Raw genomic sequence first — 24,744 nt, forward strand, 5'->3', positions numbered from 1 at the left:
CGCCATCCCTGGCGCGTGCCGCCCGGCTTACCTCAAACTGGCCCCCTCCCCGTAATAGAGTGCTCGCTGTGTGTGTTAAAACAGCCACGATGGTGTGTTTCTTTATTCTCCCGTAATCTTTTATAAATCGTTTTTTTACTATTTGTTATTCACCGCCATTGGCTTTACCTTTCCCTGTCCTTAACAGATTAAATCTATTAATCAATCCACTAACAGGTTCCGTTTAAATAAACAGCCATTCGTTTTATGATTTTATTCATCAACAAGGAAGAGATATGGCTCAGGATATTTTTATCAGATTTACCGGTATTGAGGGCGAATCCCAGGATTTTGCACATAAAGGCGAAATTGACGTTCTGCGCTGGACGTGGGCTGCCCGCCAGCCATCCAATATGCACTCAGGAAGCGGCGGTGGCGCAGGGAAATCCACCGTCGGCGATCTTTACTTCGATCACTTTATTGATAAATCCAGCCCCAATCTTCTCCAGTATTCCCTTAGCGGTAAATCGATCCCCGAAGCGGTGCTGACCGTGCGCAAAGCGGGCGGATCGCCGCTGGAATATCAGATCATCACCCTGCAAGAGGTCATCATTACCCGGGTGGCGTTGATCTGCTATGACAACATGCCCGCACCACTCGAAAAGGTCGCCATCGCGTTCTCGCGGGTGAAGATGGATTACGTGCTGCAAAATGCAGAGGGGAAAACGGCGGGAACCGTTTCAATGGGCTATGACATCAAAGCCAATACGGTGATCTAAATCGCCTCAAGGGAGGGAAACCAATGCTATACGTTAATGAAAATGGTCATATTTATGCCGACCGTATTAAGATCAAAATATTCAATAATATCGAGCATGAAAAAATGGATGCGGTGAATGGCATTGTCGTGCATCAGACCAATGCCTCTACAGCCAGCAGCACCTTTCATAGCTATCAAAACAAACGCGCCGCTGGCGCTCACTTTCTGATTGACAGAGATGGCACCATCTATCAAACCGCCTCATTGTTTAAAGTCACCTGGCATGTGGGAAGGCTACAATCCCGCTGCTATCTGACGAAAAAATGCGAGCCGGCAGATTTGCAAAAAGTGGCCGATCTGGAAAAGTCATGGAGAAATTACGATAAGGTGCATCAGATTGAAAAAGTAAAAAATTATCCGGATCGATTCTCCAGCAATATAGATAGTATTGGGATAGAAATTGTGGGTGAGTCAAAAAGAATGAAAAATAAAATAACAGGAAAAATAGAACCTGTTTATGAATCAGTCAACGATCAGCAAAATGACTCTTTGAAGTGGCTAATAAAGGAGTTATCTGAGACGTTAAGTGTTTCTATGAATGAAATATATCGCCATCCCGAAATTGGTCGAAAAAATCCAACAGAAGCGAGTACAGCAAAATGGTAAAAAAAAAATATACTTCTTGCTATTTTATCTTGTGTTGTTTTCTTTTCAAATCAAGTTAATGGTCGTGAAATTATTGATATTAAAGTCAAAGATATTGGGCAGTATGATGAAGGTCGAGGTTATAAAAATGAAAGAGAATCTTGTAAACATTTTAGGCCGACTAAAAAACAAATAATCCGTTTTTTTAATATTGCAAAGGAGTCAAAAGAAAGTGGTAATCTACTTCATGAGTATTACTCACCTTGCCTGTCATCAGGAACAATAAAATTCAAAGACGGTTCATCCGGGGACTGGACGGTACAATCCAGTGGCCTGGCATTTGCTATTCTGGATAATGGAGAGTCACTCGTCTTCTTCCATAAAGACAACCAATGGACCGATCCTTATGCCTGCACCTACGGATTAGGCAATGATCCCATATGTTAAATCAACCACTGCGCCAGGGATGGCGCAGTTTTCATGTTCAAAGCGAAAGGGAATTCAGTCTGGAAATGGAAAAGTTTATCACCAAAACTATTATTATTTTTTGGACGTTTATGGTCGTTTCAGTTCATGCGCAGGCAAGAGTTGTCAGCCACCTCGAGGTTAAAGGTATCGGGTTGTACTCTGACCAACGGAATGATAAGGATGAAGAAATAGCCTGCAAGGTCTTCAGGCCGACAAAAAAACAGATGACCCGATATTTCAATCTTTCTAAAGAATCGGAAGAAAGTGGAAATCTACTTCATGAATATTACTCACCGTGCCTGGCGATAGGTAGCGTCAAATTTAAAGACGGCACTTCAGGCCGATGGACAGTACAATCCAGCGGTTTAGGGATTGTTGTTTTTGAGAATGGGAAATCATCCGTCTTCTTCCATAAAGACAACCAATGGACAGATCCTTATGCCTGTACCTACGGTTTAGGCGACGATCCAATATGTTAAATCACCACTGCGCCAGAGATGGCGCAGTTTTTTCTGAAAAGGGAAATATATTTTCAATAATGAATGTAAATAAATCATTAATTATTATTTTTTTATCTCTGTTTTTTTGCTCGATGCAAGTTCAGGGAAGGACGGTTATCGATATCGATATCAAAGATGTTGGTCAACAGTCTCAAGGTCGTGAAGATAAAAATGAAGAAGAAGCCTGTAAAGTATTTATACCGAATAAAAAACAAATGATTCGTTTTTTTAATCTGGCAAAAGAATATAAAAAAAGTGGGAGTCTACTTCATGAATATTATTCTCCCTGTGTTTCATCTGGTTCAGTGAAATTCAAAGATGGTTCATCCGGAGACTGGACGGTACAATCCAGTGGCCTGGCATTTGCTATTCTGGATAATGGAGAGTCACTCGTCTTCTTCCATAAAGACAACCAATGGACCGATCCTTATGCCTGCACCTACGGTTTACAAAACGATCCTATATGCTAATTAACCCCCTTTTCTAACACGGGCACCGTTTGTGCGGGGATGGGGCTGGGGTGAGGTAAGCCGGACGTCACGCGCCAGAACGCTGCGTGCCGAGGCCCTCATGGGTGCGTCTTTTGCCGATCCGGCGTGCCCACCCCGGCTCCAGCCCTGTCACTGCACTACGAGCACACAGGCTTCTGCCATTATCTGCCCGCCTTTGTGCATTTAGCGCGAAAGCATTGTGACCACGATCCCGATTTAAAATCATTACACATCTGATTTAATTAATATTTAAAAAACCGTTACGCCTGGCGTAATGGTTATAGCACTGGGTGTAATTGTTTGACTGCGCCCCGGCGTGCAGACTCGGTAATCAGACTGAAGCATCCCTGACAGGATGCGCTTACAGGAGGTTACATCATGCTTACCCAATCATCCCCCAGAATCTGGGATACGCGCCGCCGCGAAAAACAGCGCCGTATTGCCAGCCTCGGGCTCACCCACAAAGTTCTCCCTACCGATGATTTGATCGCCATGCTGGAAAAACTGATTGTCCCTGGCGACCGCGTCGTTATGGAGGGTAACAACCAGAAACAGGCCGATTTTCTGTCCCGATCGCTGGCGCAGGTCAACCCGAAAAAACTGCACGATCTGCATATGATCATGCCGAGCGTCGGCCGTAGCGAGCATCTTGATATCTTCGAAAAAGGGATTGCCCGCAAGCTCGATTTCTCATTTTCCGGCACCCAGAGCCTGCGTATTTCGCAGCTGCTGGAGGACGGCCTGCTGGAAATTGGCGCCATTCACACCTACATCGAACTCTATTCGCGGCTGTATGTTGACCTGATCCCTAACGTGGCGCTGGTCGCGGGTTTCAAAGCCGATCGTAAAGGCAATCTCTACACCGGTCCCAGTACGGAAGACACCCCGGCACTGGTCGAAGCGGCGGCATTCCATGATGGCATCGTCATTGCCCAGGTGAATGAACTGGTGGATGACGAGAGCGATCTGCCGCGCGTCGATATCCCCGGTTCGTGGATCGACTTTGTGGTGGTGGCGGATAAACCCTTCTTTATCGAACCGTTGTTCACCCGTGACCCACGCCTGATCAAACAGGAGCATGTGCTGATGGCGATGCTGGCGATCAAAGGCATCTACGCCGAGCACAAAGTGCAGTCGCTCAACCACGGTATTGGGTTTAACACCGCCGCCATCGAACTGCTGCTACCCACTTACGGCGAACAGCTGGGCCTGAAAGGCAAAATCTGCCGTCACTGGACCCTGAATCCGCACCCGACGTTAATCCCGGCGATTGAAAGCGGCTGGGTGGAAAGCGTGCACTGCTTCGGCGGTGAGCTGGGAATGGAAAAATACGTTGCAGCGCGCCCGGACGTGTTCTTCACCGGGGCCGATGGTTCTATGAGATCCAACCGCGCCTTCTGCCAGATGGCGGGCCAGTATGCCGCCGATATGTTTATCGGCTCCACCTTACAGGTGGACGGCGATGCGAACTCCTCCACCGTGACGCGTGGCCGCCTGTCGGGCTTTGGCGGTGCGCCCAATATGGGGCACGACCCGCATGGTCGCCGCCATGCCACCCCAGCCTGGCTGGCTATGATCAACGAACCTGACCCGATGGCACGGGGTCGCAAGCTGGTGGTGCAGATGGTGGAAACCTTCCAGGCTGGCGCAAAACCGACCTTTGTTGAAAAACTGGAAGCGGTCGAGGTGGCAAAAGCGTCCGGCATGCCGCTGGCCCCGGTCATGATCTACGGCGATGACGTTACCCACGTACTGACCGAAGAGGGGATTGCTTACCTCTATCGTGCGCAGTCGCTGGAAGAACGGCGGGCGATGGTGGCGGCGGTCGCCGGGATTACCGATATCGGTCTGGGCGTGGATGCGAAGCGGGTGCAGCAGCTGCGGCGCGAAGGGAAGGTGGCCTTCCCGGAAGATCTTGGCATTCGCCGTACCGATGCCACCCGTTCCCTGCTGGCGGCAGGCAGCGTGGCTGACCTGGTCGAATGGTCCGGCGGGTTGTATGAGCCTCCGGCCAAATTCAGGAGCTGGTAATGAACCTGCAACGGCAGTGGGCTGCAAGTTCGGCGGAACGCCATGCACAGCGCCTGGCCGCGCTGGCAACACGTTGCCTGGTCATAGAAGCCAACCTCACGCCGAAACCAGGATTGGTGGATCGCCGGGGTAGCGGGGCGCATCACGACCTGACGTTGGCGCTGATGGAGCGTTCTGCTCACAGTCTGACGCCAATGTTCCGCGAGATGGCGCGACAGAGCTGGCAGCGTCCGGCGGATATCGCTCTGCGCCAGTTGGCGGGCCGACTGGGACGTGAAGGCGAAGCGGTGATGATGCAGGTGACGGGCGGAGTGAATACCCATCGCGGTGCTATCTGGGCTCTGGGGTTGCTGGTCTCTGCGGCTGCCATGTGCGGAGGGCGCGGTAGCCCGACGCAGATAACCCGTATGGCCGCGCGCCTGGCACAGCTGCCGGATGACGCTGCGCCGACGTTGTTCAGCAACGGCCTGCGCGCCTGTTCACGTTATCGTCTGCCCGGAGCACGGGAAGAGGCTCAGCAGGGGTTCCCCCATGTGATGAATCTGGCTCTGCCGCAGCTCTGGCAAAGTCGCCAGCAGGGGGCGAACAGCAACGCAGCACGGCTGGATGCGCTGATGGCGATCATGACCTCGCTCAGCGATACCTGTGTACTGTCGCGTGCCGGAATGCCAGGGCTGGAAGCGATGCAGCAGGGGGCGCGGGCGGTACTGGTGGCAGGCGGGGTGCAGCAACCTGCAGGGCAGCAGGCGCTTCAGCGGCTGGATGCAGCAATGCTGGCGCTGAATGCTTCACCAGGCGGTGCAGCCGACCTGCTGTCTGCCACGATTTTCCTGGACCATGTCCATTGCTCGGGCCGGGCATGCCCGACCCCTACAAAAGGATGGGCGTAGGGGCATGCCCCGCCCGCAACAAACGGTCGTCCTGGCGATGTGTGGCAACCCGATGTTCGTAGGGGCGGGGCATGCCCCGCCCGCAACAATTGCTCATCCCCGCAGACGAGCAATCAATTTTAAGAGGATCTTATGCAACAGATAACCTTGTCTTTTCCGGCTACACGCCACCTCAGCGGTAAGGCGCTGGCGGGTGTGGTAGGGTCCGGCGATATGGAAGTGCTGTTCACAGCGAACAGCAGCCATGTCCTGAGCGTGGCAATCACCACCTCGGTCGATAACAGCAGCCCGCGCTGGCAGGCGCTGTTTGAGCGTATCAGCAGCTTTGGCTCACTACCTGCCGGGCAGATGACCATTCATGATTTTGGTGCCACCCCCGGTGTGGCCCGCATCCGCATTGAACAGGTGTTTGAGGAGGTAGCCGATGCGTAATGACAGCAGCTTTATCGAACTGAAAGCGCGTGAGCGCGCACGTCTGCTGCTGGATGACGGTAGCTTCCGCGAACTGCTCGACCCGTTCGACGGCATCATGTCGCCGTGGCTGGGTGCACAAGGCGTTGTGCCGCAGTCTGATGACGGCATGGTGGTGGCAAAAGGCACCATCGATGGTCAACCCGCCGTGGTGATTGCCATTGAAGGGGCATTCCAGGGCGGCAGCATGGGCGAAGTCTCCGGGGCGAAAATGGCGGCTGCACTGGAACTGGCCGCTGAGGATAACCGCAAGGGCATCGCCACTCGCGCAGTGCTCTGCCTGGAAACGGGTGGCGTACGGCTACAGGAAGCCAACCTCGGTCTGGCAGCGATTGCGGATATCCACGCCGCCATTGTCGACCTGCGGCGCTACACCCCGGTGGTTGGCATTATCGCGGGCACGGTGGGCTGCTTTGGCGGGATGTCGATCGCCGCCGGGCTGTGCAGCTATCTGATTGTCACCCGTGAGGCCCGGCTGGGGCTGAATGGTCCGCAGGTGATTGAACAGGAAGCGGGTATTGATGAGTACGACTCTCGCGACAGGCCATTTATCTGGAGCATGACCGGAGGAGAAGTGCGCGCCCGCAGCGGCCTGGTGGATGCGATTGTCGCTGACGGTCAGCATGTCGTTCAACAGGCCATGCGTACGGCGCTGGCGAAGGGCGTTCCGGCGTTACATCGCTCACAGCATTATCAGCACTATCTGCCGCGTCTGGCACAGTTTGATACCCGCCAGCAGGCCGATGCACAACAGATTACACAGCTATTCAGTGGGGAGGATCACAAATGAAACAGCCAACAGGACGCGGTGAAATCTGGCTACAGCAACTCAGTGCTGGAGCGGCCCGTTTACCGGGGTTATGCCCGTCTGTGCAGGTCGCTGACGGTCACGTAAACGGGGAAGCCGTGCGTTTTATTGCCGTGGTACCGGATGCCGATAACCACTATCCCCGCGCCAGACAGGGCGAAGTCGGACTGTTAGAGGGCTGGACGCTGGCGAAAGTGGTCAGTGAAACCGTGGCGCAGGATGCCAAAAAAGCCGACAAGCGGCCGATTATCGCGGTGATTGACGTTGCCAGCCAGGCCTACGGTCGGCGTGAAGAGGCTTTTGGTATTCATCAGGCGCTGGCCGCTGCCGCCGGGGCTTACGCTGAAGCGCGGCTGGCGGGTCATGTGGTGATTGGGCTGATTGTTGGCAAAGCGATGTCGGGGGCTTTCCTGGCACACGGCTACCAGGCTAACCGGCTGATCGCCTTTAACGACAGCGGCGTGCTGATTCATGCGATGGGCAAAGCGGCGGCGGCGCGTATTACGCTGCGCAGCGTCGAGGCACTGGAAAAACTGGCGCAGACCATCCCGCCGATGGCTTACGACATCAAAAATTACCACAGTCTGGGATTGCTGGAAGCGCTGCTGGATATTCGTCAGCCTGATGCACCCGATGCTGCTGATGTGGCACAGGTGCAACAGGCGCTGACGGCGGCTATTACTGCGGCACGCCATGATCCTGGGTTGCAGTGCCGGCTAAAAGCAGAGAACCGTCGCAGTTCACACACCGTCAGAGAACGGATGCGTCAACTCTGGTAAGGCCCGTTGTGAAATCGATAAGACAACCTGCGAGACTGGCGGATATCTGACAGACATCCGCCAGTCTGAACTAATAATCATCGCGCCTGTGCTTACTTCAACTAACAGGTGATGTTATGACTTACGTGATTGTTCATGCTCTTGCCCCCATCTTTATCATTATGCTCCTGGGCTTTTACGCCGGCAAAGCCGGGATGGTGGATAATAAGAATGTCTCTTTACTGAATATTTTTGTGATGGATTTTGCTCTGCCAGCGGCCTTGTTCAGTGCCACTGTGCAGACGCCGTGGGCCGGGATTATCCAGCAGTCGCCACTGATTCTGGTGCTGGTGCTGGCGATGTGGATTGTCTATGCCGCGATCTACTTTATCAGTACGCGGATGTTTAAAAAGTCACCACAGGATGCGGCGGTACTGACGCTGACCGTAGCATTGCCGAACTATGCTGCCCTGGGCTTGCCGATCCTCGGTAGCGTGCTGGGAGAAGGTGCATCCACCTCGCTGTCGGTCGCGGTGTCGATTGCCTGCGGCTCAGTGCTGATGACGCCGTTCTGTCTGCTGACGCTGGAGCGCGAAAAAGCGCGTGCAGCGGGTGATGCGGGCAGTGCGGGAATCGGCATGTTGCCGGTGCTGATGTGGCGTTCGGTGATCAAGCCGATTGTCTGGGGACCGCTGCTCGGTGTGGTGTTATCGGGGCTGGGTGTGAAGATGCCGGAGCTGGTGCTGGCGGCAATCAAACCGCTCGGACTGTCGGCCACGGCGGGCGCACTGTTCCTGACCGGGGTGATTCTGTCGGCGCGTCAGCTGAAAATCAACGGCGTGGTGGTGATATCGAGTATCACAACGATGCTTATTCAGCCGTTTATTGCCTGGGGGCTGGTGCTGGCCTTGGGTATCAGCGGACAGGTGGCGATCACGGCGATCCTGATGGTGGCGTTGTCAGCCGGTTTCTTCGGCGTCGTCTTTGGCAACCGTTTTGGCGTGCAGTCGCCGGATTCAGAAGCGACACTGTTGATCAGTTCGCTATTGTGTATCATCACGTTACCGCTGTTTATCACCCTGACATCCGGAATGTAAGATGACTATAACGCCACATGATTTGATCTGGATCCGCACTGCTGACGCGATGGAGGGCGACCTGCCCGACTGGGTTGCCAGCCAGTGGCGGCGAACTTTGCCGCTGGTCGTGCGTCGCGACCATGATCAGGATGGGCGTATTCCTGTTGGGGTGCGTGGCTTGCTCCGCGATCAGCGTGCCGCAGGTTGGGTAGCAGCAAAGCATGTGGTCCGCACGCTGTCGCCGGAGGCACTCAGTGTGGCGGAGCATCTGCTGGCTTCTCCTTTTGTTTCCCAGCCGCCAGTACAGGCGGCTATTCAACTGGCGCAGCAGCGCTGGTGGTGGACATGGGGCATTACCGGCAGCGTAGGCTATGCGCTGGCAACGGAAATCCCGGTACTGCATAACGATAGCGATCTCGACCTGCTGATCCGCTGCCCGGAACCCGTGGCGCAGCAGGAGCTGGAACGCTGGCAGCAGTTTGTCAGCCAACTGCCTTGTCGTGTGGATACACAGGTGGAAGTGCCACAAGGCGCCTTTGCCTTAAGTGAATGGCTGCGTGACGGGCGCGTGCTGCTGAAAACCAACGCAGGCCCGCGCATCACCACCCAGCCGTGGAGTGTCATACCATGAAAATACTGTTCTCTTTTCCAGGTCAGGGGCCACAGCGCCCCGGAATGCTGCAACAGCTCCCCAACGGACAGGCGTTACTTGATCAGGCCAGTGAGGTGCTGGCGGAGGATGCTCGCGAGTTAGATCAGGCCAGCGCGCTGCAACATACCCGGGCGGTACAGCTCTGTCTGCTGATTGCCGGCGTGGCGCATGCGCGTGAACTCCAGCGGCAGGGCATTGTGCCGGATATCACCTGCGGCCTGTCAATTGGGGCTTTTCCGGCGGCGGTGGTGGCCGGGGCGCTGGCGTTTGATGATGCCTTACGGCTGGTTGCGCTGCGCGGTACGCTGATGGAGGAGGCTTATCCGCAAGGCTACGGCTTGACGGCGATTATCGGGCTGGAGGTATCACAGCTGACACCGCTGCTGGGCAACGACTGCTGGCTGGCTAACATCAATGCGCCTCAGCAACTGGTGATTGCTGGCAGTGACGCCGCGATGAGCGCCGTCGCCACCCGCGCACGTCACGCCGGGGCGCAGAAAGTTCATCGACTGGCAGTGAGTGTGCCTTCTCACTGCGCGCTGCTGGCCGAACCGGCTATGAAACTGGCGATGGCATTTCAGACGGTGTCACTGACGCGCCCACACTGTGCGTATCTCAGTGGCAGCACGGCACGTGTGCTGTGGCAGCCGGAGCAGATTGCTGACGACCTGGCGAAAAATATGTCGCGTACGGTGCGCTGGCATGAGGCGATGGTGGCGGCCCGCGAACGGGATGTGGGGCTGGCGATTGAGATGCCGCCGGGATCGGTACTGACCGGCCTTGCGCGCAAAGCATTCTGTGGCAGCGCAGGGGAAGCGATCGCACTGGAACAGAGCGGTGAGCTGCTGGCTAAGCGCCTGGCGGAACGTCTAACGCGGTAGTCATTATGTTGTGCTGCGTTGGCGGCTGTACATGCGCCCTTCGGCCACCAGCGCCAGCAGATTCGGGTCATGCTCGCGGTTACGCTCAAAGACAATCCCGATCTTCTGGCGCATCTGATACGGCTCGGCCAGCCTGAGCAACTGCACGGAGTTCTCATACACCCGCTTCATTCTGCCCGGCAGTAGTGTAAACCCCACCCCCGCCTGCACCAGACTCAGCATCGAGAAAATATCATTCACCCGGGTGACAATATTCGGTGCATATCCGGCAACATGAAACGCTTCCTGGAAGCCCTGCCAGGTGGCGAAACCCTCCGCCAGGGAGACAAATTTTTGCTGACGAAAATCGCGCAGATCCGCCGGGAAGCGAGTGTCCAGCCCAGAAGTGGAAGGCGCGGCAAGAAAGATATCATCATCAAATAAAGGCAGACATTCGAAGCGATTGTAGTCCAGATCACCGGGGGCGATGGCGATCAGAATGGCATCCAGCGAGCCTTCTGAAAGGCGCGTGGTGAGCGTCTGGTTTGAACCCATAGTCAGTTCAAGCTCCAGATCGGGGCGGCGTAGTTTCATCCCCATAATCAACTGTGGAATCGTTTCCAGCGTCAGCGAATAGAGCGTTCCCAGACGCATATGTCCCTGTCCTATGCCCGCCGTTTTCCTCGTTTCTTCTACGCCGCGCGACATCATATCCAGCGCTTCTTGACTGTACTCCCACAGCGTATGCGCGGCAGGCAGCGGGACCAGGCTGCGGCCTTTATGAATGAACAGCGGGCAGCGTACGCTCTCTTCCAGACTGTGCAGCGCCCGATGAACACTGACGCTGCTGATACCGAGGGCATCAGCGGTACGCGACAGATTACCCCGGTTCATAAAGGCGATGAAAATTCCCAGTTTGCGAAAAGTGATGTCTGAATCAATGTTCATAGCAGCCTGTACTCAGGTGGCAGGAAAGTGTGGAAACAGGCTTTATTCTAGGCTCTAACAGAGCGCGTTGTTTAACGCAATCATGCGTTATCGCCTGTAACCAGGTGTTTCTTCGCACGGAAAACAGTCGATAAATAACATTAATGGCTGACCGCTGTTTTGTGCTTTTGGTGGATGAGGACAAAACAGAAAAGCAACAAGCGACAAAAAATTCGCTAATCATCCGTGTTATCGGTTTTATTCACTGTTATGCGATGAAATTTACTGATGGATCCTTGCTTACATTTCACTGAGTTTAGCGCCAATTATCTGACTGGCAGGGGAAAAAATATCGAATAGTCTTATCCACTATCGGTGCCTGTGCGCCGTAAAAAATGTTTATTTTGACTGACATAAGGAAATCAAAGGATGAATCCTCTTTCACGTCGCAGTTTTATGGCTTTTGCCGCCGGTGGTACCGTGGCGCTGGCCGCCGGTACGGTTCATGCTCACGAACAGCCCGCAGCCCAGCCCTGGAATGGGAAAATGGGCGGCACCGATCCCGGCCCGCGAGACCCGATCCGTGAGGGGGAAAACCCTGACATTGTAAATCCCCCGGCGACCGATAGCGGCACCTTACCGAATTTGCGTTTTTCCTTCAGCGACGCGCATGTGCGCAAAGGCAGCGGCGGATGGACTCGCCAGGTGACTCAGCGTGAGCTGGGGATCTCGACCACTATTGCGGGTGTGGATATGCGTCTGAACAGCGGTGGTATCCGTGAGCTGCACTGGCATAAAGAGGGCGAGTGGGCCTATATGCTGTATGGCAATGCGCGCATTACCGCGCTGGATACCGAGGGTGGCTGGTTTGTGGATGATGTCGGCGTGGGCGATTTGTGGTATTTCCCGTCAGGTATGCCGCACTCGATTCAGGGACTGGGGCCGGATGGCTGCGAGTTTTTGCTGGCTTTCGACGACGGCAACTTTGATGAAGACAGCACGTTCTTACTCAGTGACTGGTTCAAACATATTCCCCCGGACGTGCTGGCGAAAAACTTCGGCGTGCCTGCCAGCACGTTCAGCTCGCTGCCGTCACCGTCTGACGAGTATATTTTTGCCGGGCAGGTGCCGGGAGCGCTCAGTGCCGATGCCATCGCCGGAGCAAAACCTTCTACGCTGAAGTTTAGCCATCGTATGATGGCGCAAACGCCGATTAAGCTGAAAGGCGGGACGGTGCGCATTACCGACTCCTCCAACTTTAAAATCTCGAAAACCGTCGCCGCCGCGCTGGTGGAGTTACTGCCGGGGGCGATGCGTGAGCTGCACTGGCATCCGAATAACGATGAGTGGCAGTACTATCTGGAAGGGGAAGGGCGCATGGGGGTGTTTGCTTCCTCGGGTGAGGCGCGAACCTTTGATTTTCGCGCCGGTGATGTCGGCTATGTGCCGTTTGCCATGGGCCACTACATCGAGAACACCGGTGATAAACCGCTGCGTTTTTTAGAGCTGTTTAAAAGCGATTATTATGCGGATCTGTCGCTTAATCAGTGGCTGGCACTGACCCCTCCGGCGCTGGTGAAACAGCACCTGCACCTTGATGATGCCTTTATGAAGGCCCTGAACAAAACCAAAACTCCGATCGTGGAATAACCCTGCATCGCTTCGGGCGGGGCATGCCCCGCCCCTACGGCGGGGTCAGGCACGTCCGGCCCATTCCAACAACCCGCAGCATTCCGTAGGGGTCAGGCACGCCTGGCCCATTCCAACAACCCGCAGCATTCCGCAGGGGTCAGGCACGTCCGGCCCATTCCAACAACCCGCAGCATTCCGTAGGGGTCAGGCACGCCCGGCCCATTCCAATAACCCGCAGCATTCCGTAGGGGTCAGGCACGCCCGGCCCATTCCAACAACCCGCAGCATTCCGTAGGGGTCAGGCACGCCCGGCCCATTCCAATAACCCGCAGCATTCCGTAGGGGTCAGGCACGCCTGACCCGCCCTGGTCAGCAACGTCACAGCCGTTCGCTATCGCACTGTCACCTGCCTGTCATCTACGCTCAGTATGTTTTAACGCGTTACTGTGACTGACGGAGCTGAACTGCATTTATGTCTGCGATCCTGATCGACAACCTGTGTAAATCCTTTGGTTCGCAGCCGGTGCTGCGCGATGTGTCACTCCATATTGAACACGGTGAATTTATTGCGGTACTCGGCCCTTCCGGCTGCGGTAAGACCACTCTGTTGCGTACGCTGGCCGGTTTTGAAACCCCGGATGCGGGAACGATCAGCATAGGTGAACGCTGTTACAGCGCGCCGGGGCAGCATCTGCCGCCGGAACAGCGCGATCTGAGCATTGTCTTTCAGAACTACGCGCTGTGGCCGCATATGTCAGTGGCGGAAAACGTGGAATACGGTCTGAAAGTGAAAGGGATGGCACGTGAGCTGCGTCAGCAGCGGGTGGTTGCGGCTCTGTTACAGGTCGGGTTGGAAGGAATGGCCGAACGTAAGCCGGCCGATCTCTCAGGCGGCCAGCGGCAGCGTGTGGCACTGGCCCGCTGTCTGGTAACGCGTCCTCAGGTGGTGCTGCTCGACGAGCCTCTGGCCAACCTCGATGTGCATCTGCGCGCCACCATGGAAGAGGAATTCACCCGCTTTCACCAGCACTCTGGTGCCACGCTGTTGTATATCACTCACGATCAGCATGAAGCGATGGCGCTGGCCGACCGCATTGTGGTGATGCACGCCGGGCAGGTGATGCAGTTCGCCAGCCCGCAAACTCTCTACCGCCAGCCCGCCTGTGAAATGGTGGCGCGCTTTATTGACGATGGCCGCGTGGTCACCGTCAGCGATATTGAAGCGGACGGACACGGCCGCGCCTGGGTCACGCTTTACGGACAGCGCATCTCCCTGCGTGCCAGCCCCCAACAGCCCGTACTGCCTGTTGGGAAAATCTGTTTGCATGCAGCCGATTTACGTCTGGCAACGGAAGAACAGCCGGGCTTCTGGGGCACTATTCAGCGGGTGATTTACCGTGGCAGTTACCGCCAGTTGGAGATCGCGCCGGAGGCTGACCCGGAAAACCGCCTGACCCTGATGCTTACCGATGCGCCACTGTGGCAGACGGGTGAGCGCCTGAAGCTGTCGGTCGTTGATGGCTGGGTCATTCCTGCTTAATTTTTCTCTCATTTACCATCACTTAAAGGACTTCAGGGATATGCGTAACACGATAAAAATTCTGGCGCTGCTGGTGGGCTTCTCTTCACTGTCCACCCTGGCGGCCGATGGCAAACTGGTGGTGTATACCTCGCAGGCACCGGAAATTGCCCAGCAAACCATGGATGCCTTTAAAGCGGCGAACCCCGGCATCGAGGTGTCCTGGACGCGTAACGGCACCACGCAATTGATGAACGTGCTGCGGACCGAAATGATGAGCGGTGAGGTGAAAGCCGATGTGCTGCTGGTGGCAGATGCCATTAACCTTGGCGCGCTGAAAAAAGAGGGCAAACTGATGGCCTGGCCGGATGCGCCGGTCAGCAACATCAGCCCTGATTTCTATGACAAAGATAAGACCTGGTTTGGCACCAAAATCATCGCCACGGTGATTGGCTATAACACCCAAAAGGCCAAACCGGTAAACAGCTGGATGGCGTTGACGGCGGCAGATAACCGGGGGCAGGTGGCGGTGCCAAGCCCGCTTTACTCCGGTGCGGCGCTCTATCATCTGCACACGGTGATCAATACGCCGACGATTGGCTGGGATTTTTATCAGAAGCTGGCCGCGAACGGCGTGACCCCGGAAGGTGGCAACGGCCCGGCGCTGAAAGCGGTGGCCAGCGGCATGGCGAAATATGGCGTGATCACCGATGCCGATATCATCCGTGCTAAGAAGCAGGGATCCCCGGTGGACCTGGTCTATCCGCAGGAAGGCGTGTCCTATGTGACAGAGCCGGTGGCGATCCTCAAAGGGGCACATAACGTTGCGGCTGCCAAAGTCTTCGTCAGCTTTATGCTGTCGGAGAAAGGTCAGCAGTTAGTCGCGACCCAGGGGAACCGTCCTGTCGACAAACGTGTGGCTGCGCCGGAAGGCTTTGCGCCGATGGAGAGCATCAAACTGCTGACGCTGGATACCGATAAAGCGGTGGCCGACGATAAGCAGGTGCGGGATAAATTCACTGAAATTTTTGGTGGCTAAAGGATGAGCGTGCTGCCTTCTCTGACGCGCAGCCTGCCGGGGCAGCGCAGGTTGCGTCTGCCTGGCAGCGAGCACTGGGTGCTGTGGCTGCTGGCGCTGATGATCGGCCTGCTGTCGGTGGCCCCGCTGGCGCGGCTGGTCTGGGCCGCCGTGGCGCCGCAGGGTGTGCCGGACAGTCAGCGTCTGTTTGAGCTGCTTGCCACCCCGCGGGTGCTGCGTGCAACGGGCAACACGCTGCTGATTGCGCTGGCCTCGACGGCACTGGCGCTGCTGCTGGGTACGCTGGCTGCCTGGCTGGTGGCGCTGAGTAATATGCGTGCGAAAGCGGCATGGGTCTTTGCGTTTATCCTGCCACTGATGATCCCCCCACAGGTCACGGCGCTTGCGTGGGTACAGGCGCTGTCGCCGTCCAGTCTGGTTATGCAGGCGCTGGTGGCCCTTGGGTTGCCGTTTGACAGCGGCGGGCCACCGCCGCTCTATTCACTGGGTGGTATTATTCTGCTGCTCGGCCTGCACAATGCGCCGCTGGTGTTTCTGGCGGTGCGCGCCGGGTTGCAACGTCTGCCTGCTGAACTGGTGGAGGCGGCTCGCATTACCGGCGCATCGCCGCTGCACGTTCTGTTGACGGTGGTCCTGCCGCTGGCGCGTCCGGCGATCTTTGCCGGTGCGGCGCTGTCGTTTGTGGCGGCGGCAGGCAACTTTGGTATTCAGGCTATGCTCGGTATTCCTGGCCGGGTGCCCACGTTGATCACGCTGGTTTATCAGCAGCTTAATACCACCGGACCGGGCGCATTGCCTGATATGGCGGTGCTCTCGCTACTGCTGACGGCGATCACTCTGGGCGGTATGCTGGTCAGTAATCTGCTGGGCGGGCGACGCGATGTGCGCGTGAATGGCAGCACGCAGCCGTTCACTCAGTCCCTCGGGCGCTGGCGTCTGCCGGTGGAGTGTGCGGTATGGTTGCTGATGGTGCTGATGGTGCTGATCCTGCTGCTGCCGCTCTCGGCGCTGCTGACCACCTCGTTGACGCAGGGTTTTGGTCAGTCACTGAACCTGCAATCACTGACGCTGCTTAACTACCGCAATGCGCTGTTTGACTACCCCGCAGTGCGTCATGCTTTTCTCACCAGTCTGGGCCTGACGCTGCTGGCAGTGGCGATCCTCACGGTGATGGCGCTGTTTATGGCCTGTTTCCTCAGCTGGCGCCGCAGTCGCCTGGTACGGGTGCTGCATCTCTCCAGCGAACTGGCTTACGCTTTGCCTGGTGTGGTGACCGGGATTGCCGCGCTGCTGTTCTTCCTGAAACCGCTGCCGTTGGTGAATGTCAGTCTTTACGGCACGGTGTGGATTATTCTCGCGGCCTATCTTTCCAACTTTCTGGCGCTGGTGCTGCGGCCAACGCTGGCCGGTTTTGCCCGCATCGAGCGTTCGCTGGATGAAGCCGCACAGCTGGCGGGAGCGGGGTTTCTGCGGCGCATGCGTGACATTGTGCTGCCGCTGGTGGCGCCTTCGGCGATTGCCGGGGCGATTCTGGTATTCCTGACCGCGCTGAACGAAATTCAGGTATCGATTCTGTTGGTGACCTCTGCAACCCAGACCCTTGGGCCGACGATTGTCTTCCTCGATGAGGGCGGTTCCTCAACGCTGGCCGCCGCCGTTGGCTGTCTGATGATCCTGCTGGTGGTGCTGCTGATGCTGCTGGCGTCATGGCTGGCACGACGTCATCGTGGCGTGCTGCCATGGCAGGTTTAAACCGTTATCTTACGGCGTTTACGGTCAACGGCAGGTCAAGATTAACGGCCAGGCCAAGGGCGTTTCGCTTTCCCACTTTGTGGGCGAAGCGACCAAAGGGCGGCAGTCGCCCCGCCCTTTGGAATCCGCGCTTGCGGCAGGCGTCACGCCCCCTACGGCAACACCGGATATACCCCCGGCCCAATCGGCAGCCCCAGCGCATACCACGCCAGCAGCAGTGCAATCCACACGGCAAAAAACACCAGCGGATACGGCATAATCAGCGTGTAATAGGTCCCGAGCTGCGCGTCTTTGCGGTAGCGTTGCAGGAAGCCAAGGAACAGCGGCAGGAACGGTGACATTGGCGACAGCGGCAACACAGCAGAGTCAGCGATGCGGAAAATCATCTGTGCGAAGGCCGGGTGGAAGCCAAGCAGCATAAACATCGGCACGAAAATTGGTGCCAGGATCGACCAGATAGCTGACCCACTGGCGATAAACATGCAAAGAAACGCCGACAGGAACATCAGCCCGATAAACGCCGGTGCGCCGGTCATGGACATTTGCTCCAGCACATCCGTCAGCCCCACCGCCATAAATGTGCCCATATTGCTCCAGTTAAACATCGCGACAAACTGGGCGAGCGGGAACACCATCACGATAAATCCGGCCATGCTTTTCATCGGTTCAATCAGCAGGGCAGGTACATCATCCGGGCGGGTGATCTGCTTTGTCGCCACGCCGTAAGTGATCGCCACCACAAAGAAGAACAGAATAATCAGCGGCACAATGCCCTGAATAAACGGCGAAGGGATGATCGCGCCGCTGCCCGGATTGCGCAGCATCGCCCCTTCAGGTACCACCATCAGCGCCACCAGACCGATAAACACGACTGCCGCCAGCGCACTCATCAGCAGGCCACGGTTCTGCAACGGTGTCAGGCTGGCGAGCTTCTCTTCACTGTCTCCCTGCCAGGCGGGCAGGCGGGGTTCAACAAACTTATCCGTCAGCAGCCCGCCCGCGAAGGTCAGCACGATCACCGAACTGGCCATAAAGAACCAGTTATCGATGACGCTGACGTGTACGGTATCGCTCACCGCTTTGGCCGCCTCACTGCTGATGCCCGAGAGCAGCACATCGGTGGTCACAATCAGCAGGTTGGCGGTAAAGCCGGAAGCCACCCCGGCAATTGCGGCAAGCAGCCCGGCGACCGGATGACGACCGACGGCAATAAACATCAGGGCACCCAGTGGCGGCATCACCACCAGTGCAGCATCCGACGAAATATGGCTGAAGAAGGCGATAAACAGCACCATATAACTGGCGTAGCGGGCGCTGACAAACGAGGCCATCTTATTCATCAGTGCCTGCAACAGCCCGGTTTTTTCGGCCAGTCCGGCACCAATCATCAGCGCGAGGATCGAACCCAGCGGGGCAAAGCCGCTGAAGTTTTTGATGATATTCGGCAGGACCCACTGGATGCCCGCCACGCTCAGCAGGTTTTTGACCTCGACCATCTTACCGCTGGCCGGATTTTTCACCGCCACGCCGAACCAGGAGAGCAGCGCGGTCGATATCATCAGTACAGCAATCAGATAAACAAATAACAGAAACGGATTAGGTATCTTGTTGCCGATGCGTTCAATCCAGTAAAAAATCTTTCCCGGGCTTTTGTTGGCCGCTGTTGTTTCGCTCATTGATTAACCCTATTGCCTTGTCGTCGTTATGATGGTGTTTGCGTGTTATTTTTTTAACGGGGCCGGGATCGAGCCAGGCCTCCGGGAACGTCGAATATCGTTACGCCAGCGGCGTTGGTTTAACGCCTGCCGGAATGGGGCAGTGGTAAGGCTGTCTGGCCCGCTGCTGACGGAACTCCTGCTGCGCATTATCCAGGACATCCGCATCGCTGAATAATGCCAGCGCGGTTGCCGCCAGGGTTTTACCTGCAAGACACATGCCTTTATGGGCAATCGGGGTGCGGCCCTGGGCCACTAACTGCCAGCTGTGCAGTGCCGTGCCGAAGGCAAAACAGGGGGTAAAACACTGTGCGGTCGGTGCCACCCAACTGACGTCACCCACATCGGTTGAGCCGTACAGCACCTCTTCGCTGGCGCAGTACGGAGCAACGCTCTCCATCAGCACGCGATCGCCCAGCGCCTCTACCCAGGCGTGGCCCGCACTCCCCCCGGTACGCGCAGCGTTCAGCCGGGCGTTACGCAGATCGTCGGCGTTCAGCGTCTGGCGAATATCGGCGGCAAACTGGCGTTCTTCGTCGGTATAATCGGGCAATCCAAAATGCGTGAGCTGGCGATACATCAGCTGTTCCAGCACCCGGTTGGGCTGATAGTTGGAGCAGGCTTTTTCAAAGCGCACGCTCATCTGCGTACCTGTCATCAGTGCGGCGCCACGGGCGATATCGGTTACCCGCTGGTAAATATCCTCCAGCTGCTCAAGCTGCGGTGCGCGCACCAGATACAGTACTTCAGCCTCCGCCTGCACCACATTGGGGGAACTGCCGCCGCTGTTGGTCACCGCATAGTGCAGCCGCGCTTCAGGAATAATGTGTTCGCGCAGGAAGTTAGCGCCGGTATTCATCAATGTGACGGCATCCAGCGCGCTGCGTCCGAGGTGCGGTGCATTGGCCGCATGAGAGGCGATGCCGCTGAAGTGAAACGCCGCCTGGATATTGGCGAGGGTGGCGGTATTAAACATGCCGCTGAAGCCCTCCGGGTGCCAGGTCAGCGCGGCATCGACATCGTCGAACAGCCCTTCACGCACCATAAAGGTTTTACCGGAGCCACCCTCTTCGCCGGGGCAGCCGTAAAAGCGGATCGTGCCTGTTGCGCTGTTCTGTTGCAGCCAGGCCTTGACCGCACAGGCCGCCGCCAGCGCGGCAGTGCCCAACAGATTGTGGCCGCAGCCGTGGCCGTTGCCATCCGTGACCAGCGGCGTGCGCGTGCTGCATCCCGCCTGCTGGCTCAGCCCGGCCAGCGCGTCATACTCACCCAGCAGGGCAATCACCGGCTGACCCTTCCCGTAGCTGGCGATAAACGCAGTTTCAATGCCACCCGCCGCCTGTTCAATGCTAAAACCTTCCTGTTCCAGTGCCCCGGAGAGCAGCCCGGCGGCGAAGGTTTCGGTAAAGCGCGTTTCTGGCTGGTCCCAGATGGCATCGCTTAATGCGCTGAATCGCGCCTGGTGCTGGTCGATGTAGTGCGCCACAAAGTCATTCATTGCCTGGTTCATCACGCCTCCGCTTCGAATTCAGCAATATTGAGTGCAATCGCCGCGAGGGTTTTCACCGCCACCGCCATCACCTGCTCATTGAAGTCGAATTTTTCGTTGTGGTGCCCGGCGCTCAGTTCGGTGCCGAAAATGATGTAGGAAGCCTGCCCGCCGTGCTGCTTGACCCGCTCCATCATGTAGGTGGCATCTTCCGATCCGGCCGCCACACCGCGCTTGTCGACCCGCGAGGTCAGCTCGGGAATATGCCTCGCCTGGTGGCGAATATAACGCACCCATGGGGCGGTGGGCTGGCTGCTGCGCGCCGCGCCCATCAGCGTGACCTGATGCTCCACGCCGTACATCTCTGCCGCCCCTTTCAGGGTTTGCAGCGCACGCTGGTAGATAAAATCGTTGATTTCATTGGTTGCGCCACGGGTTTCCACTTTCATCATTGCACGGTCAGCGACGACGTTACGCCCGGTACCTGCCTGCAAGACGCCAACGTTGACACGGGCGCTGCCGCCGCTGTGCTGGGTCAGGGTGTGCAATCCCAGCGTGGCCTGTGCGGCGGCCAGCAGCGCGTTGCTGCCCTCTTCGGGGCGAGCACCCGCATGGGCAGCATTGCCACGGAAGCTGACGTCGAGCTTGGTGGTGGCCATAAAGTTATCGCTGCCGCACACCAGTTCACCCGCTGGAACGCCGGTGCCGATATGGATGGCGGTAAAGAAGTCGACGTCATCGACCACGCCCGCTTCGACCATCGATTTTGCGCCGCGAGTGCCTTCCTCTGCTGGCTGGAAAATCAGCTTGATGGTGCCGCTCAGTTCGGCTTCGAACTGCTTCAGGACCTGCGCCAGGCCAAGGCCGATGGTGGTGTGGCCGTCGTGGCCGCAGGCGTGCATCATGCCTGCATTGACGGAGCCAAAGCCCTCGGCGTGCGGGCGATGCTCCTCCGTCTGGTTTTCAATCACGTCCAGCGCATCCATATCCACGCGGAATGCCATCACCGGGCCGGGGCGGCCAGTTGCCAGCGTGGCGACAATCGCGCAGAAACCGCCGGAGAAGTGCGGCAGCCACTCCGGCAGCGCCCCCTGTTCCCGTGCACGCTGTTCGTGTTGCGCCAGTACCTCCGGCGCAGGCAGGCCCATGCGCGCTTCGGCCTTCACCACCTCTTTACCCAGCTGGAGCTGATAGCCAAGTCGATGGAGTTCGGCGGCCACGAGGGTGGCGGTGCGGAACTCCAGCCAGCCGGATTCGGCAAATTTATGCAGGTCACGCCGCCGCGCCTGTAGACGGGGTGCAATCTCTTTCACAAAGTCAGCAATAGCCTGGTGCATGGGTCATCCTTCTGATTGGGCATCATGATTTCAGTGTTATTACTTTCTGTTCTACACAATGGAATCCACGGGCAGAAGATGCCAATATCTTGTGACTGATAATCAGCGGTTATCACATAAGGAAAACCTATGCCTGCCTCCATCAAGTTACACCAGCTACGCGCTTTTGTTGACGTTGCCCGTCACGGCAGCATTCGTGCTGCCAGCCGGGCCGCCGGGTTGTCACAGCCCGCGCTGACTAAATCGATTCAGGAGCTGGAGGAGGTGCTGGGTGCAAGGTTGTTTATCCGGCGCAGTCAGGGCGTGGCGCTCACCGAGATTGGTGATAACTTTTTTCAACATGCGAGCCTGGTCCTTGAAGAGTTGCGCGTTGCGCAGGAGGACATTCAGCAGCGGCTGGGGCTGGCGGGTGGCACGGTGAACATCGGTGTGGGCGGCAGCATTGCGCGAACGCTGATGCCACAGGTGATCACCCAGTTTCGTCGCCAGTTTCCCAATGTGAAGATCCGCATTGTGGAAGGGCAACTGGTCTCAATGATCCCTGAGCTGCGACAGGGCGAGCTGGATTTCACCATCAATACGTCCTATCCCGGTCATCTGGACAGCGAGCTGAGCTATGAAAGGTTGATGGAGCGCGAATATCGCGTCGTGGTGCGCAAAGGGCATCCGTGTGAGCACGTGACGTCGCTGGCGGAATTGCAGCACTGCGACTGGACGATGCCAACGCCACGCGGCAGCTATTATCGCCTGCTGCATGATCTTCTGCACGATATGGGCATGGCCCCGGCGATCAGCGTCACCTGCGAAACCTTTATGGCCTGCACCAGCCTGATCGCACAGAGTGATTTTGTCAGTATTCTCTCCAGTGATGTGATCGGCGATCCGATCCTCGGCAACCAACTGGTGGCGCTGAATATTAAAGAGGTGCTGCCCAATGCCACGTTTTATCTCATCCAGCGGAAGGACAGTACGCTGACGCCGATGGGGGCAGAGCTGGCGCGCTTATTCCGTCTTCATTGCTGCCATTCACAAAAAGAGAACTAAGCACCGCACATCCCACTAAAACACACGCGGGAAAAACGCTATTTATTGATGATGTCGCCTGGCAGAACTCCCGGCAGTGGGCTGGTTGGAGCAATAAGGTGATATTCAGGATGCAAAAAACAGGGAAGGTGCTGGCGATCGTGATGCTGCTCCTTGCGTCATCTTCGGCCAGTGCGACGATCACCGTGCTGAAAAAAAACACCTTCACCGATCCGTGGTTATCCCCACTGAGTCTTGGCATCAGCGGCAGTATTCGCCCGGAGTTTATCTGGCATAAGGGAGAAGATAACCACGGTGGGCATGATGGCGGTACGCGTTTTCGCTTCAGCGCCGATTACCTGCTCAGGCCCGGCACATCGGTTATCGGCTTCTATTCACTGGGTGTGGATACGGCACATGTACTCGGGCTGAAGCACCACTACGATCATGACAATAACTGGGGGATTCAGCGTAAGCTGTTTGGTGGCATTAAAGATGACCGCTACGGTACGCTCACTTTTGGACACCAGTACAGCGTCTATTACGACACGATTGGGATAAAAAGTGACGTTTGGGACAATGACGGGCATGCCAGTGCTAACTGGATTGGCGTCGGTGGGGACTATGACGGGGGAGAACGCCCACGCAATAGTCTGAAGTACACCAACATCTTCGGTGACCTGACGCTCTATGTTGACTATTTGCTGCCGCAGGATGAACTGGTGTTGGGTGACAGCCAGTATTACCGACGCAAACGCGGTGGTGGCATTGGTGTTGACTATCAGATGGCAAAAGATCTGACGATGAGCGCCAGCTGGAATCAGACCAACGCCACGGTCAGAGGTTCGGGCAGAAAACAACGCGGTTATCGCCAGCAGTTTAGCGGCGCTGCCATGACCTGGCAGCCGGGCAACTGGTATCTGGTCGAAACTGCCACCCTGTATCGACATTATGTTCCTGCCACGATACGGCAGAGCACCGACAACTATTTTGCGCGACGCGGTTATGGGCTGGAGGCCTTTGCCGGTTATACCTTTCCGATCGACAAGCGTTATCTTCACTCCGTTCAGCCCTATTTTGCGGTGGATACGCTGCGCTTGCAGGGAAATGAAAATTATCATGCGAATCATGGATATCTGGGGGTTTACACGCAGCTGGCTTATGGCTTCTCCATTTATCTGGAACACACCTTCACCGCAGCGTCTGACAATGACCCAGACCAGACCTGGCTATCGGTTTACTATGATTTTTAAGCGCCCAACAATGAGTCGCGAACAGAATAGCCGGAGAGCATTTAATCTCCCTGTGGGGATTTTTCATTCGCCAAGGTATTAGTAAAAGCGATAGATTAATCTGCATCGCCGAATGATCTTAACCCCAGCGGAGCCACGCATGATGCCCACCGAGCTTATCACTATCCAGCGCTACCGATCGGAATACCAGCCTGGCGTCGTACAGCTTATCCTGCCGATCCAGAATGAGGAGTTTGGCATTGCCATCACGGCAGCACAGCAGCCGGATCTCAGCGATATCGGCCATTTTTATCAGCAGGGAAACGGTGATTTCTGGCTGGCGCAGATTGGTGAACGCGTGGTGGGCTGTATTGGTCTGAAAGATATAGGTCAACAGCAAACGGCGCTGCGTAAGATGTTTGTTGCCGCGCCGTATCGCGGGCGGGAGTGGGGGGTGGCGTCTGCGTTGCTTAACACCCTGATGATGCATGCACGACACCGGAGGGTGGACGATATCTTCCTTGGAACCACCGCGAAGTTTCTCGCGGCACACCGTTTTTACGAGAAAAACGGTTTTAGCGAGATCCCGGTGACGGAGCTACCCGTCAGCTTCCCGGTGATGACGGTGGACACGAAGTTCTACCGTTTTACCTTCTCATCCTCATGCGAAATTTCCTGACACATATT

Annotated in this window: 23 protein-coding genes; 19 read left to right on the forward strand and 4 right to left on the reverse strand. The window is 56.6% G+C overall.

Features of this window, described 5'->3' with window-relative positions; all coding sequences use genetic code 11:
* Positions 1-275: 275 nt before the first annotated feature.
* The 12 genes from WH277_RS09390 (at position 276) to mdcH (ending at position 10,413) form a co-directional block, all read left to right on the forward strand.
* Positions 276-758, forward strand: a complete 483-nt coding sequence (locus tag WH277_RS09390; RefSeq protein ID WP_339505392.1) for an Hcp family type VI secretion system effector — start codon at positions 276-278, stop codon at positions 756-758.
* Between the two features lie 23 nt (positions 759-781).
* Positions 782-1,405, forward strand: a complete 624-nt coding sequence (locus WH277_RS09395; protein WP_339505394.1) for a peptidoglycan recognition protein family protein — start codon at positions 782-784, stop codon at positions 1,403-1,405.
* Positions 1,406-1,824: 419 nt separating this feature from the next.
* Positions 1,825-2,331, forward strand: coding sequence for a hypothetical protein (locus WH277_RS09400; protein WP_339505396.1), 507 nt, complete (start codon positions 1,825-1,827; stop codon positions 2,329-2,331).
* Positions 2,325-2,822: a hypothetical protein gene (locus WH277_RS09405; RefSeq protein WP_339505398.1), complete on the forward strand. Its 498-nt coding sequence runs from the start codon at positions 2,325-2,327 to the stop codon at positions 2,820-2,822. The genes WH277_RS09400 and WH277_RS09405 overlap by 7 nt, the downstream gene beginning before the upstream one ends.
* A gap of 399 nt (positions 2,823-3,221) precedes the next feature.
* On the forward strand, positions 3,222-4,874 hold the full coding sequence (mdcA, locus tag WH277_RS09410) for a malonate decarboxylase subunit alpha (protein ID WP_133843753.1): 1,653 nt from the start codon (positions 3,222-3,224) through the stop codon (positions 4,872-4,874).
* On the forward strand, positions 4,874-5,764 hold the full coding sequence (locus WH277_RS09415) for a triphosphoribosyl-dephospho-CoA synthase (protein WP_167863433.1): 891 nt from the start codon (positions 4,874-4,876) through the stop codon (positions 5,762-5,764). The genes mdcA and WH277_RS09415 overlap by 1 nt, the downstream gene beginning before the upstream one ends.
* 132 nt (positions 5,765-5,896) lie before the next feature.
* Entirely contained in the window at positions 5,897-6,196 is a 300-nt protein-coding gene (gene mdcC, locus WH277_RS09420; protein WP_133843749.1) for a malonate decarboxylase acyl carrier protein, read from the forward strand.
* A complete protein-coding gene (locus WH277_RS09425; protein WP_133843747.1) occupies positions 6,189-7,025 on the forward strand; it encodes a biotin-independent malonate decarboxylase subunit beta in 837 nt (278 codons plus the stop codon). The genes mdcC and WH277_RS09425 overlap by 8 nt, the downstream gene beginning before the upstream one ends.
* Entirely contained in the window at positions 7,022-7,822 is an 801-nt protein-coding gene (gene mdcE, locus WH277_RS09430) for a biotin-independent malonate decarboxylase subunit gamma (RefSeq protein WP_159337366.1), read from the forward strand. The genes WH277_RS09425 and mdcE overlap by 4 nt, the downstream gene beginning before the upstream one ends.
* 116 nt (positions 7,823-7,938) lie before the next feature.
* On the forward strand, positions 7,939-8,898 hold the full coding sequence (locus WH277_RS09435) for an AEC family transporter (protein WP_133843743.1): 960 nt from the start codon (positions 7,939-7,941) through the stop codon (positions 8,896-8,898).
* Position 8,899: 1 nt separating this feature from the next.
* Entirely contained in the window at positions 8,900-9,511 is a 612-nt protein-coding gene (locus WH277_RS09440) for a malonate decarboxylase holo-ACP synthase (RefSeq protein ID WP_159337367.1), read from the forward strand.
* Positions 9,508-10,413, forward strand: a complete 906-nt coding sequence (gene mdcH, locus WH277_RS09445; RefSeq protein ID WP_339505403.1) for a malonate decarboxylase subunit epsilon — start codon at positions 9,508-9,510, stop codon at positions 10,411-10,413. The genes WH277_RS09440 and mdcH overlap by 4 nt, the downstream gene beginning before the upstream one ends.
* 3 nt (positions 10,414-10,416) lie before the next feature.
* Here mdcH and WH277_RS09450 read toward each other — a convergent pair whose 3' ends face one another.
* Complete coding sequence (locus WH277_RS09450) at positions 10,417-11,340, reverse strand: LysR family transcriptional regulator (RefSeq protein ID WP_133843737.1); 924 nt, start codon at positions 11,338-11,340, stop codon at positions 10,417-10,419.
* A 408-nt stretch (positions 11,341-11,748) separates the two neighbouring features.
* Here WH277_RS09450 and WH277_RS09455 point away from each other — a divergent pair, with 408 nt between their 5' ends.
* The 4 genes from WH277_RS09455 (at position 11,749) to WH277_RS09470 (ending at position 17,261) form a co-directional block, all read left to right on the forward strand.
* On the forward strand, positions 11,749-12,969 hold the full coding sequence (locus WH277_RS09455) for an oxalate decarboxylase family bicupin (protein WP_159337368.1): 1,221 nt from the start codon (positions 11,749-11,751) through the stop codon (positions 12,967-12,969).
* A gap of 454 nt (positions 12,970-13,423) precedes the next feature.
* Complete coding sequence (locus tag WH277_RS09460; protein WP_159337369.1) at positions 13,424-14,491, forward strand: ABC transporter ATP-binding protein; 1,068 nt, start codon at positions 13,424-13,426, stop codon at positions 14,489-14,491.
* A gap of 40 nt (positions 14,492-14,531) precedes the next feature.
* Entirely contained in the window at positions 14,532-15,509 is a 978-nt protein-coding gene (locus WH277_RS09465; protein WP_171148869.1) for an ABC transporter substrate-binding protein, read from the forward strand.
* A gap of 3 nt (positions 15,510-15,512) precedes the next feature.
* Complete coding sequence (locus tag WH277_RS09470) at positions 15,513-17,261, forward strand: ABC transporter permease (protein WP_339505408.1); 1,749 nt, start codon at positions 15,513-15,515, stop codon at positions 17,259-17,261.
* A 152-nt stretch (positions 17,262-17,413) separates the two neighbouring features.
* Here WH277_RS09470 and abgT read toward each other — a convergent pair whose 3' ends face one another.
* From abgT to WH277_RS09485, 3 genes are all read right to left on the reverse strand, one after another.
* On the reverse strand, positions 17,414-18,937 hold the full coding sequence (gene abgT / locus WH277_RS09475) for a p-aminobenzoyl-glutamate transporter (RefSeq protein WP_133843727.1): 1,524 nt from the start codon (positions 18,935-18,937) through the stop codon (positions 17,414-17,416).
* 100 nt (positions 18,938-19,037) lie between these two features.
* Positions 19,038-20,486: a M20 family metallopeptidase gene (locus WH277_RS09480; protein ID WP_339505411.1), complete on the reverse strand. Its 1,449-nt coding sequence runs from the start codon at positions 20,484-20,486 to the stop codon at positions 19,038-19,040.
* On the reverse strand, positions 20,486-21,802 hold the full coding sequence (locus WH277_RS09485; RefSeq protein ID WP_159337371.1) for an amidohydrolase: 1,317 nt from the start codon (positions 21,800-21,802) through the stop codon (positions 20,486-20,488). The genes WH277_RS09480 and WH277_RS09485 overlap by 1 nt, the downstream gene beginning before the upstream one ends.
* Before the next feature lie 129 nt (positions 21,803-21,931).
* Between WH277_RS09485 and WH277_RS09490 the strand changes: the two genes are divergently transcribed.
* The 3 genes from WH277_RS09490 to WH277_RS09500 all read left to right on the forward strand — a co-directional run bounded on the left by WH277_RS09490 (position 21,932) and on the right by WH277_RS09500 (position 24,736).
* Positions 21,932-22,846 (forward strand): LysR family transcriptional regulator, encoded by a 915-nt coding sequence (locus tag WH277_RS09490; protein WP_133843723.1) that lies wholly within the window; start codon positions 21,932-21,934, stop codon positions 22,844-22,846.
* A gap of 110 nt (positions 22,847-22,956) precedes the next feature.
* Positions 22,957-24,078, forward strand: coding sequence for a porin (locus tag WH277_RS09495; RefSeq protein ID WP_339505414.1), 1,122 nt, complete (start codon positions 22,957-22,959; stop codon positions 24,076-24,078).
* Between the two features lie 139 nt (positions 24,079-24,217).
* The gene (locus WH277_RS09500) at positions 24,218-24,736 is read left to right on the forward strand and encodes a GNAT family N-acetyltransferase (protein ID WP_133843721.1); all 519 of its coding nucleotides are present in this window, start codon (positions 24,218-24,220) and stop codon (positions 24,734-24,736) included.
* Positions 24,737-24,744: the final 8 nt, after the last annotated feature.

It is taken from the genome of Erwinia sp. MYb416, assembly GCF_037479575.1.
GTDB classification, from domain to species: Bacteria; Pseudomonadota; Gammaproteobacteria; order Enterobacterales; family Enterobacteriaceae; genus Erwinia; species Erwinia rhapontici.

Excerpts from the sequence above, each read along its gene's own strand:
- WH277_RS09435 (WP_133843743.1), top strand. The coding sequence starts at position 7,939 with ATGACTTACGTGATTGTTCATGCTCTTGCCCCCATCTTTATCATTATG.
- WH277_RS09480 (WP_339505411.1), bottom strand. The coding sequence starts at position 20,486 with ATGAACCAGGCAATGAATGACTTTGTGGCGCACTACATCGACCAGCAC.
- WH277_RS09455 (WP_159337368.1), top strand. The coding sequence starts at position 11,749 with ATGAATCCTCTTTCACGTCGCAGTTTTATGGCTTTTGCCGCCGGTGGT.
- WH277_RS09450 (WP_133843737.1), bottom strand. The coding sequence starts at position 11,340 with ATGAACATTGATTCAGACATCACTTTTCGCAAACTGGGAATTTTCATC.
- abgT (WP_133843727.1), bottom strand. The coding sequence starts at position 18,937 with ATGAGCGAAACAACAGCGGCCAACAAAAGCCCGGGAAAGATTTTTTAC.
- WH277_RS09495 (WP_339505414.1), top strand. The coding sequence starts at position 22,957 with ATGCAAAAAACAGGGAAGGTGCTGGCGATCGTGATGCTGCTCCTTGCG.
- mdcC (WP_133843749.1), top strand. The coding sequence starts at position 5,897 with ATGCAACAGATAACCTTGTCTTTTCCGGCTACACGCCACCTCAGCGGT.
- WH277_RS09440 (WP_159337367.1), top strand. The coding sequence starts at position 8,900 with ATGACTATAACGCCACATGATTTGATCTGGATCCGCACTGCTGACGCG.
- WH277_RS09405 (WP_339505398.1), top strand. The coding sequence starts at position 2,325 with ATGTTAAATCACCACTGCGCCAGAGATGGCGCAGTTTTTTCTGAAAAG.
- WH277_RS09485 (WP_159337371.1), bottom strand. The coding sequence starts at position 21,802 with ATGCACCAGGCTATTGCTGACTTTGTGAAAGAGATTGCACCCCGTCTA.
- WH277_RS09395 (WP_339505394.1), top strand. The coding sequence starts at position 782 with ATGCTATACGTTAATGAAAATGGTCATATTTATGCCGACCGTATTAAG.
- WH277_RS09415 (WP_167863433.1), top strand. The coding sequence starts at position 4,874 with ATGAACCTGCAACGGCAGTGGGCTGCAAGTTCGGCGGAACGCCATGCA.
- WH277_RS09490 (WP_133843723.1), top strand. The coding sequence starts at position 21,932 with ATGCCTGCCTCCATCAAGTTACACCAGCTACGCGCTTTTGTTGACGTT.
- WH277_RS09470 (WP_339505408.1), top strand. The coding sequence starts at position 15,513 with ATGAGCGTGCTGCCTTCTCTGACGCGCAGCCTGCCGGGGCAGCGCAGG.
- mdcA (WP_133843753.1), top strand. The coding sequence starts at position 3,222 with ATGCTTACCCAATCATCCCCCAGAATCTGGGATACGCGCCGCCGCGAA.
- mdcE (WP_159337366.1), top strand. The coding sequence starts at position 7,022 with ATGAAACAGCCAACAGGACGCGGTGAAATCTGGCTACAGCAACTCAGT.
- WH277_RS09390 (WP_339505392.1), top strand. The coding sequence starts at position 276 with ATGGCTCAGGATATTTTTATCAGATTTACCGGTATTGAGGGCGAATCC.
- WH277_RS09425 (WP_133843747.1), top strand. The coding sequence starts at position 6,189 with ATGCGTAATGACAGCAGCTTTATCGAACTGAAAGCGCGTGAGCGCGCA.
- WH277_RS09400 (WP_339505396.1), top strand. The coding sequence starts at position 1,825 with ATGTTAAATCAACCACTGCGCCAGGGATGGCGCAGTTTTCATGTTCAA.
- WH277_RS09465 (WP_171148869.1), top strand. The coding sequence starts at position 14,532 with ATGCGTAACACGATAAAAATTCTGGCGCTGCTGGTGGGCTTCTCTTCA.
- mdcH (WP_339505403.1), top strand. The coding sequence starts at position 9,508 with ATGAAAATACTGTTCTCTTTTCCAGGTCAGGGGCCACAGCGCCCCGGA.
- WH277_RS09500 (WP_133843721.1), top strand. The coding sequence starts at position 24,218 with ATGATGCCCACCGAGCTTATCACTATCCAGCGCTACCGATCGGAATAC.
- WH277_RS09460 (WP_159337369.1), top strand. The coding sequence starts at position 13,424 with ATGTCTGCGATCCTGATCGACAACCTGTGTAAATCCTTTGGTTCGCAG.